The organism is Parabacteroides sp. PH5-46 (assembly GCF_029892785.1).
Lineage (GTDB): Bacteria > Bacteroidota > Bacteroidia > Bacteroidales > Tannerellaceae > DFXE01.
The window spans coordinates 34,125-53,493 of the sequence record NZ_JARXXA010000004.1; the positions used below are offsets into that span (position 1 = coordinate 34,125).

A 19,369-nucleotide genomic window follows, 5' to 3' on the forward strand; every position below is an offset into this window, starting at 1 on the left:
TCTATTTAATGACGATGCAATATTACATATTTTTTGCTTAATAGCCAAAAATAATTGAAAATTGAAAGTGGAAAATTGAAAATTATTTCTTTGTATCAGCTAATGTTGTTTTTTAGCTATCAATTTTTAATTCTTTCTCTACGTCTTCGCGACTCTTGCTCTGGGTTACCATATAGACGCCTACAAAAACCAGGGCAGAGGATAGTATCTTGCTCAGTGTGAAGGAGTCTTGCCCTACCATAACGGCAATTAATGAAGCTACGATAGGTTGTACATAATTATACATACTTAAGGTAGTAGGGCGGATACGCTTTAAAGCCATGGGTATCATAAGATAAGGTATGAAGGTTGCTCCCATTAATACATAGAAGATGGCACTTGCTTCTTTCCAGTCTATTTCAGATCGGTGAAAAGCATCCGTATCAAGCATTTGCCGATACATAAACGGTAGCAGTACAAGGGTCGAGAACAGGAACATCCATTTCATAATCGTTACGGAAGAGTAACGCTGGCTCAGAGGTTTGGATATAACAACATAAATGGAGTAAATAAATCCGCTGAATACAATTTTTAGGTCGCCCTGCAAACTGCTTGCCTGGTTGCTTGCCTGAGTGGAAGACAGAATGAGCAGGATACCCCCTGTCGCTCCGATCATAACGCCCAGTGTTTTCAGCTTAGTGATCGGTTCTTTCAGGATAAGAGCAGCTAGTAACATCACAAAGATAGGCCCGGCGGTAGCAATAATAGATGCGTCTACCGGAGAGGTTTGGCTCAAACCGGAAATAAACAGGCTTTGATTGAAGGCAATGCCACACATCCCGCATAGGAAAAGCAAACCAATGTCTTTTAAGGGTACTTTTTCCTGTTTCATAAAAAGAGAAACAAGCCAGAACATCACACAAGCAAATAACATTCGCATGATAGTTAAAGCCTCGGGGACAACATGTCCGGGAAGTAAGTATTTTGAAACAGGCATGTTAATACCGAATAATACATTCGCTGAAAAAATCAGGACATGCCCCTTTAATTTTTCTTTGCTTAGCATGACGTACGATCGCAATTTTATAGCATCGGGCAAAAGTACTTATTAATTTCCAGATACAGGAGGGGCAGTAGTTGTAAATTCCGTTCGGAAGGTTGTAGATTTTATTTTTCATCAAGTTGTAGAACTTGTAAATCCTGTTCAACGACCCCTAAATTTAGGGGTAAAACTTAAAGAAAGTGTTTTTCATATTAATGTTGTTCAATTATTAATTAAGGTAAGTTTTCTACCCGTATCTTTGTTCTGTGCTCCTGAGTTAAGGATGCAGTAATAGACGATAATAACCTATAATAACAATAATTTTATGAATGCGTTGCAATTTCAAAAGAAGCTATTAAGTATACAAGACAATATGATGAATTTTGCCTTGATGCTTACCTCTAACAGAGAAGATGCTCAAGATCTCTTACAAGACACAACCCTAAAAGTGCTGGGCAATCAGGATAAGTTTGTAGATAATGTAAACTTTAAAGGGTGGGTGTTAACAGTTATGCGTAATATATTTATAAATGATTATCATAAGGCAGTACGGGCTCAAACAGTTATCGACCAGAATATAGATGTATATAATGTAGATGTGTTGAATGATTCAGGTTTTGATTCACCGGACGGCTCTTATCAGATACAGGAAATCTCTCAGGCAATCAATACCCTGAATGAAGAAATGAAAGTACCTTTCTCAATGTATTTAAGTGGTTATAAATACAATGAGATAGCAGACAAGCTAGACATCCCATTGGGAACAGTAAAGAGCCGTATCTTCTTCGCTCGCCAGGAACTTCAGAAGCAATTGAAGGATTTCTACCATAGTTGATTAACTTTAATGTAAATTATATTGTAAGCCGTCCGCAGTGGACGGCTTTTTTTGTACCCTTTACTTTGAAATCCCACAGTTGTTGAACTCGTGTTCAACAACTGTAGAACATGAGTTCAACAATTGTAGAACATATGTTCAACATATGTGGGACGATACGCATGAAATTAAAATACAGTTTTTTGGAAAGGTCGTAGATGAAGCTTAGCAGGCACATTTTAAATCAGTTTGTATCTTAAAAAAGAGGGATAAAAGTTTTGTAAGCCGGGAAATATTCTTACCTTTGCGGCTCGAAATTTTATAAATTACTAATTAAAGAACGTTTTATGAATAATTACGAAACCGTTTTCATTTTAACTCCCGTTTTGTCTGATGCACAGATGAAGGAAGCGGTAGAAAAATTCACAAACCTTCTTAAAGCAGAAGGTGCAGAGATTGTGAATGAAGAGAATTGGGGCCTGCGCAAGTTGGCGTATCCTATTGACAAGAAGACAACAGGCTTCTATCAACTGATCGAGTTTAAGGCTGAGCCACAAACGATTGCTACGCTGGAAATCAACTTCCGTCGTGACGAACGTGTGATCCGTTTCCTGACATTCCGCCAGGATAAATTTGCTGCAGAATATGCTGCTAAGAGAAGAAATTTGAAATCGTCTAAAGAAACAGTAAAGGAGAATTAATTTATGGCAACTCAATCAGAAATAAGATATTTGACCCCTCCATCGGTTGATGTTAAAAAGAAAAAATATTGCCGTTTCAAAAAGAACGGAATCAAATACATCGATTACAAAGATCCAGAATTCCTGAAGAAGTTTTTGAACGAACAAGGAAAGATCCTTCCACGTCGTATTACAGGAACTTCTCTGAAATTCCAACGTCGTATTGCGCAGGCTGTTAAAAGAGCCAGACACTTGGCGTTGCTTCCATATGTAACCGATTTAATGAAATAAATAAAGTAAGAGGAGACAGAATATGCAAGTTATTTTGAAAGAAGATGTAGTAAACTTAGGCTACAAAGACGATATCGTAACAGTGAAAGACGGTTACGGACGTAACTTTCTAATCCCACAAGGAAAAGCAGTTATTGCTTCAGAATCAGCAAAAAAAGTATTGGCTGAAAACCTGAGACAACGCGCTCATAAATTAGCGAAAATCAAAGAAGATGCTCAAGCATTGGCCGCTAAATTGGAAGGCGTATCATTAACAATCGGTGCAAAAACCAGTTCAACAGGTACTATCTTCGGTTCGGTTACGAACATACAGGTAGCTGATGCATTGGCTAAGCAGGGATTTGAAGTAGAACGTAAGATAATTTATATTAAAGAAAGCGTAAAAGAAGTTGGCAATTACAAAGCAATTCTTAAGCTACATAAGGAAGTTTCGGTAGAAATACCTTTTGAAGTTGTTTCCGAATAATAAGTTATTTACTGACAATATAATGTGAAAAGGCAATTCTAAAAAGGATTGCCTTTTTTTAGTCAGCAAAAAATCTTACATTTGCCACGATAATCGTACGAATTATATTGAATGAAAAGATTTATTTTTCAGATTGTATCTGTCATGATTGCCCTGTACTTTTTCATTCCCTCTATACAGGCAAAAGACAAAGTGTTTACTGTTGTGATAGATGCTGGTCACGGGGGGAAGGATGTTGGGGCAAAGGGATCCGTTATAAACGAAAAGGTTATTAACCTGGCTGTCGCTTTGAAGCTTGGCAACCTGATTGCCAGCAAGCATGATGATGTAAAGATTGTATACACCCGTAAAACGGATAAGTTTATTGAATTGGATGAACGAGCCAATATCGCCAACCGGAACAAAGCCGATTTATTTATTTCCATACATGCTAATGCTGTAAAAAAAGGTAGTCACGTAACAGGGACAGAGACATTTACGATGGGGTTGTCTAAAAGTGATGAAAACCTGGATGTAGTGAAACGTGAGAACTCCGTAATCCTTCTGGAAGATGATTATTTGCAAAAGTATGAAGGTTTTGACCCTAATTCATCCGAATCATACATTATGTTTGAGTATCTGCAAAACAGACACATGAGTCAGAGTATCACTTTTGCGGCCGATATACAAAAGGCATTTACTGATGCTAAACGAGTAGACCGGGGTGTTAAGCAGGGAGGATTATTGGTGCTTCGTAAAACAAGTATGCCTGCTGTGTTGGTAGAGCTGGGCTTTATTACAAATAAGGAAGAAGAGAAGTTTATGAAATCTACGGCAGGCCAGAATAAACTTGCTGCCGCCCTCTATTCAGCATTTGCAAATTACAAGAAAGAATATGACAAGAGAACGGTTGCCACATCACCAGAGCAACCGAAACCATCGAAAAATGAGGAAAATGCTAAGACTGCCTCAACTGCTACAACCACTACAACGGGGGATACCATTTATAAAGTTCAGATATTGACCTCTACAGAAAAGCTGCCGGCTAATTCAAAACACTTTAAAGGCTATAAAGACGTTAGTTTTTACAAAGAAGGCGCTGTATATAAATATACCTATGGAGAATCAACCGACTTTAAAAAAATCAATGATTTGAAGAATAGTATAACGAAAGATTTCAAAGACGCCTTTGTTGTTAGGTTTAATAAGGACGGGAAGAAATTGTAAAAAACAGGCTTTCAGACTACAAAAAAAAGGAAGATGAAAAAGAATGTATTGACTAAAGAAGCTAAAATAGGGATTATAACAATTATAAGTATAGGATTATTATATTTTGGTATTAATTATCTGAAAGGGGTAAACCTATTTAAACCGGTGAATCATTACTTTGTTTCATTTAATAATGTGAAAGATCTGACGATTTCCAGCCCTGTATATATAGAAGGCTTTAAGGTTGGTTTAGTCAGAGCGATCCGCTATGATTATACAACGACCGACAAGATAACGGTAGAGGTAAGCCTGGAAGATGATATGCGTATAAACAGAGGCAGCTATATCGTTATTGAAAATACTCTTCTGAGCGGAGCCGCCCTGCATATTAAGTTAAATAAGTATGTGAATGAGTATCTGAAGTCGGGCGAGACCATAGAGGGACGTCTGGGTAGTGATATGATGACCGATGTACAAGAGAAAATACTACCGGAGGTGACACAGCTGTTACCCAAAATAGATTCTATACTGGCCGGGCTTCAACATATCGTCAACCATCCGGCTTTGGGGCAATCCTTGGAACATATCGAAAGAACGACAAATAACCTGGAGGTGTCGACCCTTCAGCTAAACCGCTTATTAAATAATGATGTGCCGGTAATTGTTTCCGACCTGAAGAAGATCACCGGAAACTTCACTGAGATAAGTGAAGAGCTGAAAGGCTTGGATCTGAATGCAACGGTTAGCAGTGTAAATCAGACATTGGCCAATCTTCAGCTAACAACCAATAAGTTAAATTCAACAGACAGCAGTCTGGGCTTGCTGCTGAATGACAAGGCGCTGTACAATAACCTGAATGCAACGATGGAAAATGCTTCCACTCTACTGTTCGACTTGAAAGAAAACCCCAAACGTTATGTTCATTTTTCTTTGTTCTAGCAAATATTTTACATAATATTTTGAGGATATTTTTTTGCTCTTATTTAGAATTATTCCAAGTTGAAAAAACAAATGTTAAAGCCCTTTTTTCCCCCCAAGGTCTTTAGTGTAAATGAAATATGCTTTGTTTCATTTTTTGTTTTTTTATTTTCTAAAAACGATAATTAATTTATGAAATCCTTTAGAATAAAGGGGTTGGAATTTATTTGTCCTAAGACGTATCCCGGCTTTCCGGCGGCACCTATTAAGTAGTTGAAAGTAAGAATGATACTATTTTGAAAGAAACTCCAAAAAAAAAGATGTTTTTTTTTATTGAATATATTTCTAAACTTTGTAGTGCATAAGAGTAGAAGTTATAGTTTAGGAAATTTAGTAAAATGCAGAGTGACTATCAGAAATTATGGGCTCAATGTTTAGCCGTTATCAAGGACATCGTCCCTGAGGTTGTTTTTAACACTTGGTTTGTACCTATTACGCCTTTGTCTTACGAGGATAATAAATTTACAATACAAGTACCCAGCCAGTTTTTTTATGAATACTTAGAGGAAAAGTATATCAATGTCCTCAAGGTTACTATTCATAGAGTGATAGGTAAGGGAACGATATTGAATTATCGTGTGGTAATAGATAAAACAACCGGTGGTACGATTGACTATCCTACTGAAAATAGCTCAATTGCTGTTAAAAAGATTATTCCGAAAGATGCGAACAAAGCTCCCAGCCCATTTACTCAGGCTCCTCTGCAAGATTTTGATTCGCAACTAAACCCTAAATATAACTTTGACAACTTTTTTGAAGGTATGAGCAATCGCCTGGTACGTGTTTCGGGCGAGTCTGTGGCACAGAATCCGGGGAGAACTACCTTTAATCCATTGTTTGTTTATGGTCCTTCAGGTGTTGGGAAAACCCACTTGTGCCATGCCATTGGTACGAGGATTAAAGAACTGCATCCGGAAAAGAAAGTATTATATGTATCCTCCCATCTTTTCCGTGTTCAGTATACGGATGCCACGCGAAAGAATACGGTTAATGATTTCCTTTATTTCTACCAGAATCTGGATGTCCTTATCATGGATGATATACAGGAGTTGTTGGGGATGGATAAAACGCAGCAGCAATTCTTCCATATATTTAATCATCTTCATCAGTTAGGTAAGCAATTGGTATTAACATCTGATAAAGCACCTGTAGACCTGCAAGGCATGGAAGAACGCCTGGTTACTCGCCTGAAGTGGGGTCTAACGGCTGAATTGCTTCGCCCGGACATTGAACTAAGAAAGAAAATATTGAAGAACAAGGCCAGCCAGGACGGCATTGTTATCCCGGAAGATGTTCTTGATTTTATAGCAAATCATGTAACCGACAATATCAGAGACCTGGAAGGTGTACTTGTTTCTCTGATGGCTAATTCCGTGATTAATAATCATGAGATAGACATGTCTTTGGCTAAGCGGGTTATCGGTCAGGCTATCCGACTAGAAAAGAAACAGATAACTGTACAATTGATACAGGAGATTGTTTGTAAGTATTTTAATTTAGAGCAGTCTGTTATTCAGACTCAGTCCCGAAAACGTGAGATTGTCCAAGCTCGACAAATAACGATGTATCTTTCAAAGAAATATACCGACTATTCATTTTCTCACATAGGTAAGATTGTAGGAAAGAAAGACCATGCAACTGTATTGCATGCCTGCAAAACAATCAAAGATCAAATCGAAATCAGTAAGTCTTTTCGTTCTGCTGTAGAAGAGATTGAAGTTCAGTTGAAAAATTAACACCAATATTATAGTAAAAAAAGGAATGTTTTTTAAACAAAGCATTCCTTTTTTTGTTTATTTATAATTGGAGCTGGTTTTCTTTTTGGAAAACTTTTTATCTTGATTATAAAATTATTTTATTGAAAAACAGTTTGTTGTATTTTGTTTTGGAAAACTTTTCAACAGAAGGTGTTTTTGCAATGATATAATTTGGCTAATAGATAAAGTATTCTTAAAATTGCACAAAAAATAATAGTTTGACACAGTGAACCAAAAAACGTACACATTTGACGAAGCATTTAACGCTTCTTTGGAGTATTTCACAGGTGATGAGTTAGCCGCCAAGGTTTGGGTTAACAAATATGCACTGAAAGATGCTTTTGGGAATATTTATGAAAAATCTCCCATAGATATGCATCACCGTTTGGCAAAAGAAATTGCTCGTATTGAAAAGAAGTATCCTAACCCACTGTCTGAAAGGGAACTTTTTGACCTCTTTGACCATTTCCGTTATATTATTCCACAGGGAAGTCCCATGACCGGAATTGGTAATGATTTTCAGATTGCATCACTTTCCAACTGTTTTGTAATAGGTATTGATGGAGAAGCAGACTCGTATGGTGCGATTATCCGGATTGATGAAGAACAGGTACAGCTGATGAAACGTAGGGGAGGGGTAGGCCACGACTTATCTCATATCCGCCCGAAAGGTTCGCCTGTGAAAAACTCGGCTCTTACTTCAACTGGTCTGGTTCCTTTTATGGAACGTTATTCAAACTCTACCCGCGAAGTAGCACAAGACGGACGCAGGGGGGCTTTGATGCTTAGTGTTTCCATAAAACATCCGGATTCTGAGTCGTTTATTGACGCTAAGATGACGGAGGGAAAAGTTACAGGTGCAAATGTGTCTGTGAAAATTGATGATGAGTTTATGAATGCTGTTGTAAATAATGTAACGTATAAGCAACAGTATCCGGTTTATTCGCCAAATCCTACAACGGAAAAAGAGATAGACGCTTCGAATTTGTGGAGAAAAATTATCCACAATGCTTGGAAGTCGGCAGAGCCGGGCGTTCTCTTTTGGGATACGATCATTCGTGAATCAGTTCCGGATAGTTATGCCGATCTGGGCTTCCGTACAGTATCCACGAATCCATGTGGAGAAATACCTTTGTGTCCTTATGATAGTTGCCGTCTGTTGGCTATCAACTTGTATTCATACGTGGTAAATCCTTTTACCAAAGATGCTTATTTTGACTATGAGTTGTTCAAAAAGCATGTTGGCTTGGCTCAGCGGATTATGGATGACATCATTGATCTGGAGTCAGAAAAGATAGAAAAAATACTGGAAAAGATAGATGCTGACCCTGAACTAATCGAAGTAAAGCAAACCGAACGTCATTTGTGGGAAAAGATTCAAAAGAAAACATTACAAGGACGTCGTACCGGTGTAGGTATTACTGCTGAAGGAGATATGCTGGCAGCCCTGAACCTTCGTTATGGAACGGAAGAGGCTACAGACTGTGCCGAAAACATACAGAAAACGTTGGCTTTAGCGGCTTATCGCTCCTCTGTTATGATGGCAAAAGAACGCGGCGCATTTGAGATATATGATTCGGAGAGAGAAAAGAAGAATCCTTTCATTAACCGCTTGCGTGAGGCAGACTCGGATCTTTATAAAGATATGGTTAAATATGGCCGTAGGAATATCGCTTGTTTGACTATTGCTCCTACAGGTACCACCAGTTTGATGACTCAAACGACATCGGGTATCGAACCTGTATTTCTTCCGGTTTACAAACGACGTCGTAAAGTTAACCCGAATGATGCTTCGGTACGTGTAGACTTTGTGGATGAAACAGGGGATGCCTGGGAAGAATATATCGTATTCCATCATAAATTTGTAACCTGGATGTTGGCTAACGGACATTCGGCATCGAAGCGCTATACCCAGGAAGAAATCGATGCTTTAGTGGCAAGTTCACCTTATAATAAGGCAACATCTAATGATGTAGACTGGCTACAGAAAATCAAAATGCAAGGTCGTATTCAGAAGTGGGTAGACCATTCAATCAGTGTGACTATTAATTTGCCGTTCGATGCGACGGAAGATTTGGTTAATGATCTTTATATCGAGGCATGGAAGAGCGGATGTAAAGGTTGCACAGTGTATCGTGATGGTTCACGTTCCGGTGTGCTGATCGCTACAGATAATGGCAAGAAGAAGAAAGACGATTGCGAATGCATGGAGGCACCTGTTATTGTAGCCAAACGTCCACGAGAACTGGAAGCTGATATTGTAAAATTCCAGAATAATAAAGAAAAATGGATTGCCTTTATTGGCTTGTTAAATGGTCGTCCTTATGAAATCTTTACCGGGATAGCTGATGATGATGAAGGTCTTATGCTTCCTAAAAATGTTTCAAAAGGAACGATTATCAAGAGCTACGATGACAATGATACGAAACATTATGATTTCCAGTTCAAGAATAAACGGGGCTATAAAATGACGATTGAAGGGCTGGACAGCAAATTTAATCCCGAGTTCTGGAATTATGCCAAGCTGATCTCCGGTGTGTTGCGTTACGCTATGCCAATCGATCAGGTCATTAAGTTGGTACAAGGGCTCGAATTAAATAATGAATCGATTAATACCTGGAAGAACGGTGTTGAACGTGCTTTGAAGAAGTATATTCAATCCGGAGAGAATGTGAAAGGTGCTAAATGTTCTAACTGCGGACAGGAATCATTAATCTACCAGGAAGGCTGTTTGATTTGTACGAATTGCGGAGCATCAAAATGCGGATAAAATAAAATATACTTTTTGTATAGAAATGCGGGGAATAGTCTCCGCATTTTTTATACATTCGCATCTATATTACGACCAATACAAAAACAATGAAGGTTTCATTTAATATTAATTACTATACTGTCTGGGGGCAGAAGCTGTACATCGTAGGTTCTATACCTGAGCTTGGCGCCTGGGAAACTGCATTTGCCAAAGAGATGAATTATACGGGAGATGGAAATTGGCAATTACAGTTAGACTTGCCGGATAAGACCAAATCCATAGAATACAAGTATTTCTTACGGGTGGATGATCAGCAAATTTTCGAAGAATGGGAAAGAAATCATCAGGCAATATTAAATGAAAATTCTGAGTTGTATACGTTTTATGATTGTTGGCTAACCCGTCCGGCAAACATTGCTTTCTATTCTTCTGCTTTCACAAAGAGTTTATTAGCTCATCCGTGTGTTCCATGCGTGAAAGAGGTGAAGAAGGGTAGAAAGCTGATGATCAAAGTATCGGCGCCACGTGTCGAGAAAGGTCAAAGTCTTGCTGTTGCCGGAAATCAAGCCTGTCTGGGGAATTGGTATCCGGAGCAAGCGCTTATCATGAGTTGTGAGCATTTTCCCGAGTGGCAGATCGTTATAGATGCAGAGGAGATCACTTTCCCCTTGGAATATAAGTTTCTGGTATTGGATACGGAAACGCGCGATCTCTGTTATTGGGAAGCAGGTGATAATCGTGTATTGGATGTGTCTTTTCAAGAGAAAAGAGAAACAGTCTGTTATTCCGGACTCTATTTGAGGGAAGAACTTCCTCCATGGAAAACGGCAGGTACTGTGATACCCGTTTTCTCCTTGCGCTCGGAAAAGAGCTTTGGGGTTGGAGACTTGGGTGATCTCAAGTTGTTTATCGACTGGATAAAAAAGACCAACCAACGGATTATACAAGTCTTGCCTGTTAATGACACAACGGTTACACATACCTGGAAAGACTCGTATCCCTACAGCGCCATCACCATATACGCATTACATCCTATGTATGTGGATTTGTCGTGGATGGGGAGCATAAACGATAAGAAAAAAGCTACTTTTTTCAGGAAAAAACAAAAAGAACTTAATGCGAAAGAGACTGTGGATTACGAAGCAGTCCTTAAATATAAGCAAGAGTACTGCCGGCTTTTCTTTGAGCAGGAAGGCAAGCTTTTGTTGCAAACGAAAGAATATAAAACGTTTTTTGCCGAGAATTCCCACTGGCTCGCTCCTTACGCGGTTTACTGCTATTTTAGGGATAAATACAACACAACAGATTTTACGCTTTGGGGCGATGATGCCATTTACAACAAAGCACGTATAGACCGCTTATGTAAGGAAGGTACCGACGCCTGGGATGAAATCTCATTCATATTCTTCCTGCAATATGTTTTGCATACCCAGTTCAAGGCTGTTTCTGATTACGCCCGGGAAAATGGAGTAGTATTAAAAGGAGATTTGCCCATCGGAGTGAATCGGGATAGTGTTGAAGTTTGGACGGAACCTCAATATTTCAACATGTCAGGACAATCGGGTGCTCCACCGGATGATTTTTCTGACATTGGACAGAACTGGAAATTCCCTACGTATAATTGGGGACGGATGGAGAGTGATGATTATACCTGGTGGAGAAAACGTTTCTCAAAGTTGGGTGATTATTTTGATAGCTTTCGTATCGATCATATTTTAGGCTTTTTCCGTATATGGGAGATCCCTTGTGAATATATACAGGGCTTATGTGGACATTTCAGCCCGGCTCTTCCTTTGTCAAAGGATGAAATTAAGCAATATGGTGTCTTGTTTAATGAAGCTCGTTTTACAACTCCTCATATTAACAAAGAGTATCTTTCTGAATTGTTTGGCGATCTGGCTGATGAGGTAGAGAACTACTATCTGGCTCAGTCGTCTTCACAGCATTATGTGTTAAAACCTTTTTGCGATACACAAAGTAAAATAGAAAAGCTACTGGGCAAGGATAATGACGAGAAGTTCATGCGTATTAAAAACGGCCTGTATACCATCGCTAATGAGGTACTGTTTTTGCGTGACCCGTATAAGACCGATTGTTTCCATCCTCGTATTCTGGCTAACAAGTCATACCTGTATCGTGAGTTGAGTGCGAATGACAGATACGCATTCGATCATTTGTATTGGGACTTTTTCTATCACCGGCATAATAACTTCTGGAAACTTCAGGCATTTAAGCGGCTGACTCCTTTGATAGCTTCCACGCAAATGTTGGTTTGCGGCGAAGACTTGGGGATGATTCCCGAATCGGTACCGGATGTGATGAACAAGTTGCAGATATTAAGCCTGGAGATTGAGCGGATGCCTAAAACTTCTAACCGCGAATTTGCGGATTTGCAGCATCTGCCTTATCTGTCTGTTTGTACAACATCTACACACGATATGTCACCTCTGAGAAGCTGGTGGAAAGAAGACAAGGATAAGATACAACGCTATTATAATGATGTACTACACCGCCCGGGAGAAGCACCGACGGAATGTACGTCGGATATAGCCCGACAAATTATAGAAAATCATTTGAATGCTCCGTCAATGCTTGTGATTCTTCCCTTGCAAGATTGGTTTGCCACAGATGATACCCTTAAGCGAAAAGATTATGAGGCCGAGCGTATAAATATACCTGCTAACCCACATCACTATTGGTGCTATCGTATGCATATCACAATAGAAGATTTAATGAAGGCCGATGGTTTGAGAGAAAAGGTGGTTTCCTTAATAGAGAAAAGCGGAAGAAAATAGATTCAGAACTATTGCTCCGTTTTTCGGTGTGGCCTTCAATCAATCTACTGCTTATGCATTCTTGTCTTCAGAAGGTAGCATGTTACATACTCCGCTGAACTTGGCATTCGGTTCTATTTCCAATGTCTGGGCGTAGATGTCACCTGTTACAATAGACGATGCCTTAAGTACCAAAGCACCGCTGGTACGAATACTACCTACCACTGTACCTAGAATTTCTGCATTGACAGAAACGATATCTCCGTCGATATGTCCTTTCGGACCGATCACTATCTTTGCAGCACAATTAATGTTACCTTCTACTCTACCATTTAACCGGAAATCTCCATCGGTAATAATATCTCCTTTTACAGTTGTTCCAACACCCAATATGTTATGCAATGCATTTGAAGGAGCATCATCTTTAAATTTAATTCTCATAAGAATATATTGTTGTATAATTTGCGACAAAGTGCAAATATAAAATTATATTTTTGCAGTCTGGGATTCTTTTCTGACTTTTAGCAATTAAATACATAAAATATGGTTTTCAAGATAGAATTGAGGGATATGAAATTTTATGCGTACCATGGGGTTTTACCTCAGGAAACACGCGTAGGCAATTATTTCACAGTCAGTCTTCTCTTGGAAGCTCCTTTAGGCAATGCTGTGCAGACCGACGATCTGGAAGATACGATTAATTATGCTGCGGTGTATGAGCTTGTAAAAAAAGAAATGCTTATTCCTTCCAAGCTGCTGGAGCATGCGGCAGGACGTATACTCCATTCTTTAAAGGAGCATTTCCCCCAGATAACAGCTATTGAAGTATCTCTTTCCAAACTAAACCCACCTCTGGGAGGAGAAGTTTACAGCGCATCTGTTATTCTTAGGGAAGTTTTCTCTTAATTTGTGCCCAACTTTCTCTATCTTTGCAGCTTTTTAAACACAAATGAAGATTCATAATGGCATTTACCAATAATGTAATGATCGTTCGCCATTCTTTGTTGGCGCGATTGGTTAAACTGTGGAAAGAGAATCGCCTGTTGGCAGAAATAGACCGTTTACCTATAGAGTTATCCCCCAGAAAATCAAAAGTGATCGGACGCTGCTGTGTTCATAAGGAACGTGCCGTCTGGAAATATAAGACACTCCCTTTGTTAGGCTTTGATATGCAAGACGAAGAAGACGAGCTGACGCCGCTATCAGAGTATGCAAAGCGTGCCTTGTTCCGTTCGGAAAACAAGAAGGAGAATCTGTTATGTGTCATTGATGAGGCTTGCTCGTCCTGCGTGCAGGCTAATTATGTTATAACCAATCTTTGCCGGGGATGTGTGGCTCGTAGCTGTTACATGAATTGTCCGAAAGAGTCTATCCGTTTCAATAAGAACGGGCAGGCAGAGATAGACCATGATACGTGTATCAGTTGCGGAAAGTGCCAGGTTAGTTGTCCTTACCATGCGATTGTATATATACCGATTCCCTGTGAGGAAGTTTGCCCGGTAAAAGCTATTACTAAAGATGAATACGGAATAGAGCATATCGATGAGTCGAAATGTATATATTGTGGCAAATGTATTAATGCCTGCCCGTTCGGTGCTATCTTTGAAATCTCACAAGTATTTGATGTCTTGCAGCGCCTGAGGGATAAGGAGCCAACGGTAGCTATTGTGGCTCCGGCCATATTGGCTCAGTTCAGCGCTCCTGTAGAGCAGGTGTACGGAGCTATTAAAGAGATGGGATTTGTAGAGGTTATAGAGGTAGCTCAAGGGGCTATGGAGACAACCCGCCGGGAAGCTGAAGAACTGAAAGAAAAGATGCATGAAGGACAAGCTTTCATGACTACCAGTTGCTGTCCTTCCTATACCCAGTTGGCAGAGAAGCATATCCCCGACTTGAAGAAGTATATTTCAACCACCGCTTCCCCTATGTATTATACAGCCCAGATAGCGAAGGAAAAATACCCCGATGCCCATATTGTGTTTATAGGCCCTTGCGTAGCCAAGCGTAAAGAGGTAAAGATGGATAATCTTGTTGATTATACATTAACGTTTGAAGAAATCGGTTCTATATTCAACGGATTGGATATTAAACTGGAAACAACCAAACCCTTCTCTGTATTATATACATCCGTGCGTGAAGCACATGGGTTTGCACAAAGCGGAGGGGTGATTAATGCCGTGAAAGTATATCTGAATGATGAGAGCGTTAATGCCGTACAGGTAGCCAATCTAACGAAGAAGAATGTGGCATTGCTAAGGGCGTATGCCAAGACAGGAAAAGCTCCGGCTCAGTTTATCGAGGTTATGGCTTGCGAAGGTGGCTGTGTGACGGGACCTTGTACGTATAGTGACAAACAAAGCGGGCAAAAGCAGTTGACAAAAGAACTCACAAAACTTTAAATAATCCATTCACTTAAAAACGGCAAGTATGGACACATTATTACCTTACGCATTACTATGTTTTACGTCTTTTTTTACATTGACGAATCCATTGGGTACAATGCCTGTCTTTCTGACGATGACCGACGGCATGTCGCACAACGAACGTAAGAATATTGTTAAGCGGGCAACGATTGCATCTTTCGTCACACTGTTGATCTTTACCTTTTCAGGACAATTTCTCTTTAAGTTTTTTGGCATTTCCACAAATGGTTTTCGTATCGCCGGAGGTATCATTATTTTCACCATAGGATATGATATGCTTCAGGCACGTATAGCCAAAGCAAAGCTGAAAGACGATGAAATAAAGAAGTATGTGAACGATATTTCGATCACCCCCTTGGCGATCCCGATGCTTTGCGGGCCCGGGGCGATAGCCAATGGTATTATGTTGATGGAGGATGCCGATACACTTCTGAAGAAAGGAATCCTTATTGGCACCATAGCGTTAGTTTATTCGCTTACATTCGTCATACTGAGAGCCTCTACCCGTTTATTGAAGATTCTGGGCGAAACAGGAAATAATGTGATGATGCGCTTAATGGGATTAATATTGATGGTAATAGCTGTAGAGTGTTTTGTAAGCGGTCTTCGTCCGATCATGATAGATATCCTGCAACAAGCAAACGCAAGCCTATGATGCGGAATATTAAAGTGATTGGTTTTGACGCAGATGATACACTTTGGGTAAACGAGCCGTATTTCAAGGATACGGAGATGCGGTTTCGCGAATTATTGTCTCCTTATATGGACGGAGAGGCCGCTTCGGCTGAATTGTTCCGTACCGAGATGCAGAATATGCCTTTATACGGCTATGGCGTTAAGGCGTTTATCCTTTCTGTCCTTGAGACTGCCATCCGTATTTCGTCGAAAAAGATTTCTCCGGAGGTTATAGAACAGCTTATACAGATAGGGAAGGAGCAATTGATGCGTCCGGTAGAATTGCTGGACGGGGTAGAGGAAACCTTGAATGCCCTTGTGGGGCGCTACCGCCTGATACTTGTTACAAAAGGCGACTTGCTGGACCAGGAACAAAAGCTACGCCGTTCCGGCTTGGAACACCTTTTCCATCATGTAGAAATAATGAGTGATAAAACAGAGAAAGAGTACAAACAACTGTTGAATCATATAGACGTTCGCCCCGAGGAGTTTCTGATGATCGGCAACTCCGTACGTTCCGATATCCTTCCGCCACTTGCTTTAGGCTGTCATGCTATCCATGTCCCTTTCCACATTACCTGGGAACACGAATTGGTAGACGAGTCGCCCTCGCATACCCAATTTCACACCGTAGATAGCCTGTGGGATATCATTCCCTTATTGCCGTAGAAAAATAACTCACCTCCCAATAAAAATAGGAAACGAACAAGAAAAAATAAGACGTGAGCCGTTTATAAAAGCTCACGTCCTATTCTTTATTCAATTAGACTTTCAGGAAAATCCTTTGTTTGTACAGGAAGTATAAGAATAACCAGCAGACAGCTACGTAGCCACTTATATTTATTAAATTCCCCAGTGTTTCAGGACATTTGGCGGCAAGGCCTCCTAGGAAGAAATCCGAAATCTGGCTGAAATTAATGATTCGCTGTGCCAGGTAAATCGTGATGGAATTGAGCCCTATGATCCGGAAGAAAAACGACCAGCCGGAGTAACCTTTTACGTCGATAATATAATAGAAGAGGGCAAATAGAATCAGTGAGTAAGCTGCCAGCACACACACGAAGGAACTGCTCCATAGTTTCTTGTTAATGGGGAATACATAGTTCCATAGCCATCCGATAAGCAAGAAGACTGCGGCAGCGATAAGCATGTAGACTACCTTTTTATTGCCGGAGCATTTCTCGTCGGACAGCTGCACCAATTGTCCGGTAAACATCCCCAGCATAGCTGTAACAATGGCCGGTACTGTGCTTAAGAGCCCTTCGGGATCGAATATGCCTTGATTCAAACGGCCGGGTAATAACACACGGTCTACAGCCCCCACCAGATTATTTTCCAGAGAGTAAGGATCGGCTCCATCCGGTATCAGCCATAATAGCAACCAGTAGCCCACCAAAATGACAAGAGAGATAACGATATTGATCTTCGTCTTAAAACTCACAAATAGTAATGCGGCAAACATCCAGGCCAAACCAATACGAGCCAGAACACTTGCATAACGCATGTTCTCAAAATCAAGCTTAAAAATGCCGTTGTAGACAAATCCTAGCAAGACTAAGACAATCCCCCGCTTGATTATCTTGTAGTAAATGCTTTGTTCGGTTTTGCCATGTGCGCGTTGTTTAGTCAATGAGAAGGGAAACGATATACCTGCCACAAAAAGAAAAAGAGGGAAGATGGTATCATGGTGGGTCAGCCCGTTCCATTCAACATGTTTCATCTGGCCGGACAACCACTGCATGAGAGCAGAGTCGGGGAAGAAGTTGCACAAGGCTACAATCCAGCCGGCAAAACCCATGATAAACAACATGTCAAATCCTCTGAGAGCATCTAATGACATCAAGCGTACATCCTTTTTTTTCTGTGTTTCCATTTTGTATTTGATTTATGGTGTGCAATATTATCATTTTTTTAGCTAAGTTTGCTTCTCAAACGATAAATTCTGATATGAAAAGAGTACGCTTACCCTTTTTTAGCCTTGCATTATTATTTAGCACGTTATACGGAATGTCTCAAACGGATGTTCCCCATACTTTTTCATACAGGGTAGAGGCCTTTGGGTCGGCTGCTTCCGGAGATAATACACCTTTCTGGCAGGTTAGCAACCGTTACGGGGTGGTTCCCTTAGAAGCCGGGAATGGATACCTCAAAGCCGGCGCTTTTTATGACGGCTTGTTGGGCAACAAATTCTATTGGAGCGCAGGAACCGATCTTGTTGCATCTGCCCCTCGTTACCGGAATGTATATATTCAGCAACTATACGCCGAAATAGGCTTTCAGGCTTTTCTTTTGAGCGTAGGAAGCAAAGAACGTTATACGTCTTTGTGGAATAAACGCTTAAGTTCCGGCGACATGGTGTTATCACCCAATGCCCGTCCGATACCGGAAATAAACCTGAGCTTTCCGGACTTTACAATTATTCCGTATACTAAAGGCTGGCTTCAGATGAAATTTGATTTTGCGGTAGGCCGCTCTTTTGATACAGCCTATCTGGAAGATTTTGCCAATGAGGATCAACAATACAATGAAAAGACACTCTGGCATCATAAGTCGGGATATCTTCAGATTAAAGATACAAGAAACCGATTCCCGCTTTCTTTCGTGTTTGGCCTTCAGCATTGGGCGCAATGGGGAGGTACGTCCACGGATCCGAAGATCGGCAAGCAACCCCAATCTTTCAAGGATCTTATTAAAATCGTAATGGGAAAAGAAGGTGGCGAAGGAGCCTCCGAAATAGATGTAGCTAATGCGCTCGGTAGCCATTCCGGTTCGTATGATTTAAAACTGGGATTTACGCAGGATCGCTGGGCGGTGCATGCGTATCATCAACGGTATCTTGACGATAAATCGGGCATGAGGCTGCAAAACGGAATGGATGGCTTGTGGGGCTTGCAACTGGATTTGAATACCTTCCCTTGGATACGTACATTTGTTGTTGAGTATCTGGAAACGCGTGACCAATCAGGCCCGTTTCATTTCATAAGCTTTGATCATGATGAACATCCCGGACGAGGCGGCGGCAAAGACGATTATTATAACAACGGGGAGTATACTACAGGAGTCTCCTATTTCAACAGAGGTATAGGCTCTCCGATACTGCCTTCTCCGGAATATAATACCAACGGCATACTGGGCTTTAGAAATAACCGTGTGCGCGCCTGGCACTTTGGACTGGAGGGAGCTTTGAGTCCCTTGCTTGATTATCGTATTTTGCTAACCGACATGAACAGCTGGGGCACGCACGAGCGACCCTTCCTAAACAAGAAAAATGCCACCTCCGGCTTGCTGGAAGTATCTTATCACCATCCGCGCCTGCACGGCTGGCTATTTATCGGTTCATTGGCTGCCGACAAAGGATCTATGTACGGTAAGAGCTTTGGTTTTGGTCTGAGTATCGCCAAACGGGGGGTGCTAAGTATCAGGTGATTACTGAAACCTAAAAAACGCATGCGTGCGTTTGAAAAATTGCACCCATGCGTTTTGCAAAAAGCACCCATGCGATTTATAAAACGCATACCTGCGTTTTTTTGCATAGATGCTTGTGAAGTTT

General features: G+C 40.6%; 17 protein-coding genes. 14 read left to right on the forward strand and 3 right to left on the reverse strand.

What is annotated here, in order from left to right; translation table 11 throughout:
* Window positions 1–112: 112 nt before the first annotated feature.
* Window positions 113–1,045 (reverse strand): DMT family transporter, encoded by a 933-nt coding sequence (locus M2470_RS05125; RefSeq protein WP_280743967.1) that lies wholly within the window; start codon window positions 1,043–1,045, stop codon window positions 113–115.
* 301 nt (window positions 1,046–1,346) lie between these two features.
* On the opposite strand from M2470_RS05125, the gene M2470_RS05130 reads away from it, so the two are divergent.
* The 9 genes from M2470_RS05130 to M2470_RS05170 all read left to right on the forward strand — a co-directional run bounded on the left by M2470_RS05130 (window position 1,347) and on the right by M2470_RS05170 (window position 12,742).
* Window positions 1,347–1,856 (forward strand): RNA polymerase sigma factor, encoded by a 510-nt coding sequence (locus tag M2470_RS05130; RefSeq protein WP_280743968.1) that lies wholly within the window; start codon window positions 1,347–1,349, stop codon window positions 1,854–1,856.
* 326 nt (window positions 1,857–2,182) lie between these two features.
* Window positions 2,183–2,536: a 30S ribosomal protein S6 gene (gene rpsF, locus M2470_RS05135; protein WP_280743969.1), complete on the forward strand. Its 354-nt coding sequence runs from the start codon at window positions 2,183–2,185 to the stop codon at window positions 2,534–2,536.
* A gap of 3 nt (window positions 2,537–2,539) precedes the next feature.
* A complete protein-coding gene (gene rpsR / locus M2470_RS05140; protein ID WP_280743970.1) occupies window positions 2,540–2,806 on the forward strand; it encodes a 30S ribosomal protein S18 in 267 nt (88 codons plus the stop codon).
* A 22-nt stretch (window positions 2,807–2,828) separates the two neighbouring features.
* On the forward strand, window positions 2,829–3,272 hold the full coding sequence (gene rplI / locus M2470_RS05145; protein WP_280743971.1) for a 50S ribosomal protein L9: 444 nt from the start codon (window positions 2,829–2,831) through the stop codon (window positions 3,270–3,272).
* Window positions 3,273–3,383: 111 nt separating this feature from the next.
* Complete coding sequence (locus M2470_RS05150) at window positions 3,384–4,478, forward strand: N-acetylmuramoyl-L-alanine amidase (RefSeq protein WP_280743972.1); 1,095 nt, start codon at window positions 3,384–3,386, stop codon at window positions 4,476–4,478.
* 33 nt (window positions 4,479–4,511) lie between these two features.
* Window positions 4,512–5,399 carry an MlaD family protein gene (locus M2470_RS05155; protein WP_280743973.1) on the forward strand — a complete coding sequence of 296 codons (888 nt, stop codon included), beginning with the start codon at window positions 4,512–4,514 and terminating at the stop codon, window positions 5,397–5,399.
* 377 nt (window positions 5,400–5,776) lie between these two features.
* Complete coding sequence (gene dnaA, locus M2470_RS05160; RefSeq protein WP_280743974.1) at window positions 5,777–7,174, forward strand: chromosomal replication initiator protein DnaA; 1,398 nt, start codon at window positions 5,777–5,779, stop codon at window positions 7,172–7,174.
* 247 nt (window positions 7,175–7,421) lie between these two features.
* The gene (locus M2470_RS05165) at window positions 7,422–9,965 is read left to right on the forward strand and encodes an adenosylcobalamin-dependent ribonucleoside-diphosphate reductase (protein WP_280743975.1); all 2,544 of its coding nucleotides are present in this window, start codon (window positions 7,422–7,424) and stop codon (window positions 9,963–9,965) included.
* Window positions 9,966–10,054: 89 nt separating this feature from the next.
* Window positions 10,055–12,742, forward strand: coding sequence for a 4-alpha-glucanotransferase (locus M2470_RS05170; RefSeq protein ID WP_280743976.1), 2,688 nt, complete (start codon window positions 10,055–10,057; stop codon window positions 12,740–12,742).
* A gap of 51 nt (window positions 12,743–12,793) precedes the next feature.
* Here the strand turns inward: M2470_RS05170 and M2470_RS05175 are convergent, their stop codons facing one another.
* The gene (locus M2470_RS05175) at window positions 12,794–13,162 is read right to left on the reverse strand and encodes a polymer-forming cytoskeletal protein (protein ID WP_280743977.1); all 369 of its coding nucleotides are present in this window, start codon (window positions 13,160–13,162) and stop codon (window positions 12,794–12,796) included.
* 102 nt (window positions 13,163–13,264) lie between these two features.
* On the opposite strand from M2470_RS05175, the gene folB reads away from it, so the two are divergent.
* From folB to M2470_RS05195, 4 genes are read left to right on the forward strand one after another with little or no spacing between them, the layout of a single operon-like run.
* On the forward strand, window positions 13,265–13,627 hold the full coding sequence (gene folB, locus M2470_RS05180) for a dihydroneopterin aldolase (RefSeq protein WP_280743978.1): 363 nt from the start codon (window positions 13,265–13,267) through the stop codon (window positions 13,625–13,627).
* A 56-nt stretch (window positions 13,628–13,683) separates the two neighbouring features.
* On the forward strand, window positions 13,684–15,120 hold the full coding sequence (locus M2470_RS05185; RefSeq protein ID WP_280743979.1) for a monomeric [FeFe] hydrogenase: 1,437 nt from the start codon (window positions 13,684–13,686) through the stop codon (window positions 15,118–15,120).
* A gap of 28 nt (window positions 15,121–15,148) precedes the next feature.
* Window positions 15,149–15,799: a MarC family protein gene (locus M2470_RS05190; RefSeq protein WP_280743980.1), complete on the forward strand. Its 651-nt coding sequence runs from the start codon at window positions 15,149–15,151 to the stop codon at window positions 15,797–15,799.
* Window positions 15,799–16,488 (forward strand): HAD family hydrolase, encoded by a 690-nt coding sequence (locus M2470_RS05195; RefSeq protein ID WP_280744190.1) that lies wholly within the window; start codon window positions 15,799–15,801, stop codon window positions 16,486–16,488. Before M2470_RS05190 ends, M2470_RS05195 begins: the two co-directional genes overlap by 1 nt.
* Before the next feature lie 94 nt (window positions 16,489–16,582).
* On the opposite strand, the gene M2470_RS05200 is transcribed toward M2470_RS05195, so the two are convergent.
* Entirely contained in the window at window positions 16,583–17,692 is a 1,110-nt protein-coding gene (locus M2470_RS05200; RefSeq protein ID WP_280743981.1) for a DUF5009 domain-containing protein, read from the reverse strand.
* A 134-nt stretch (window positions 17,693–17,826) separates the two neighbouring features.
* Between M2470_RS05200 and M2470_RS05205 the strand changes: the two genes are divergently transcribed.
* The gene (locus M2470_RS05205) at window positions 17,827–19,245 is read left to right on the forward strand and encodes a capsule assembly Wzi family protein (RefSeq protein ID WP_280746466.1); all 1,419 of its coding nucleotides are present in this window, start codon (window positions 17,827–17,829) and stop codon (window positions 19,243–19,245) included.
* The last annotated feature ends 124 nt before the right edge of the window (window positions 19,246–19,369 follow it).

Bases quoted from the DNA above. Each gene is read 5' to 3' on its own strand.
- M2470_RS05125 (WP_280743967.1), bottom strand. From the start codon at position 1,045: ATGCTAAGCAAAGAAAAATTAAAGGGGCATGTCCTGATTTTTTCAGCG.
- M2470_RS05130 (WP_280743968.1), top strand. From the start codon at position 1,347: ATGAATGCGTTGCAATTTCAAAAGAAGCTATTAAGTATACAAGACAAT.
- rpsF (WP_280743969.1), top strand. From the start codon at position 2,183: ATGAATAATTACGAAACCGTTTTCATTTTAACTCCCGTTTTGTCTGAT.
- rpsR (WP_280743970.1), top strand. From the start codon at position 2,540: ATGGCAACTCAATCAGAAATAAGATATTTGACCCCTCCATCGGTTGAT.
- rplI (WP_280743971.1), top strand. From the start codon at position 2,829: ATGCAAGTTATTTTGAAAGAAGATGTAGTAAACTTAGGCTACAAAGAC.
- M2470_RS05150 (WP_280743972.1), top strand. From the start codon at position 3,384: ATGAAAAGATTTATTTTTCAGATTGTATCTGTCATGATTGCCCTGTAC.
- M2470_RS05155 (WP_280743973.1), top strand. From the start codon at position 4,512: ATGAAAAAGAATGTATTGACTAAAGAAGCTAAAATAGGGATTATAACA.
- dnaA (WP_280743974.1), top strand. From the start codon at position 5,777: ATGCAGAGTGACTATCAGAAATTATGGGCTCAATGTTTAGCCGTTATC.
- M2470_RS05170 (WP_280743976.1), top strand. From the start codon at position 10,055: ATGAAGGTTTCATTTAATATTAATTACTATACTGTCTGGGGGCAGAAG.
- M2470_RS05175 (WP_280743977.1), bottom strand. From the start codon at position 13,162: ATGAGAATTAAATTTAAAGATGATGCTCCTTCAAATGCATTGCATAAC.
- folB (WP_280743978.1), top strand. From the start codon at position 13,265: ATGGTTTTCAAGATAGAATTGAGGGATATGAAATTTTATGCGTACCAT.
- M2470_RS05185 (WP_280743979.1), top strand. From the start codon at position 13,684: ATGGCATTTACCAATAATGTAATGATCGTTCGCCATTCTTTGTTGGCG.
- M2470_RS05190 (WP_280743980.1), top strand. From the start codon at position 15,149: ATGGACACATTATTACCTTACGCATTACTATGTTTTACGTCTTTTTTT.
- M2470_RS05195 (WP_280744190.1), top strand. From the start codon at position 15,799: ATGCGGAATATTAAAGTGATTGGTTTTGACGCAGATGATACACTTTGG.
- M2470_RS05200 (WP_280743981.1), bottom strand. From the start codon at position 17,692: ATGGAAACACAGAAAAAAAAGGATGTACGCTTGATGTCATTAGATGCT.
- M2470_RS05205 (WP_280746466.1), top strand. From the start codon at position 17,827: ATGTCTCAAACGGATGTTCCCCATACTTTTTCATACAGGGTAGAGGCC.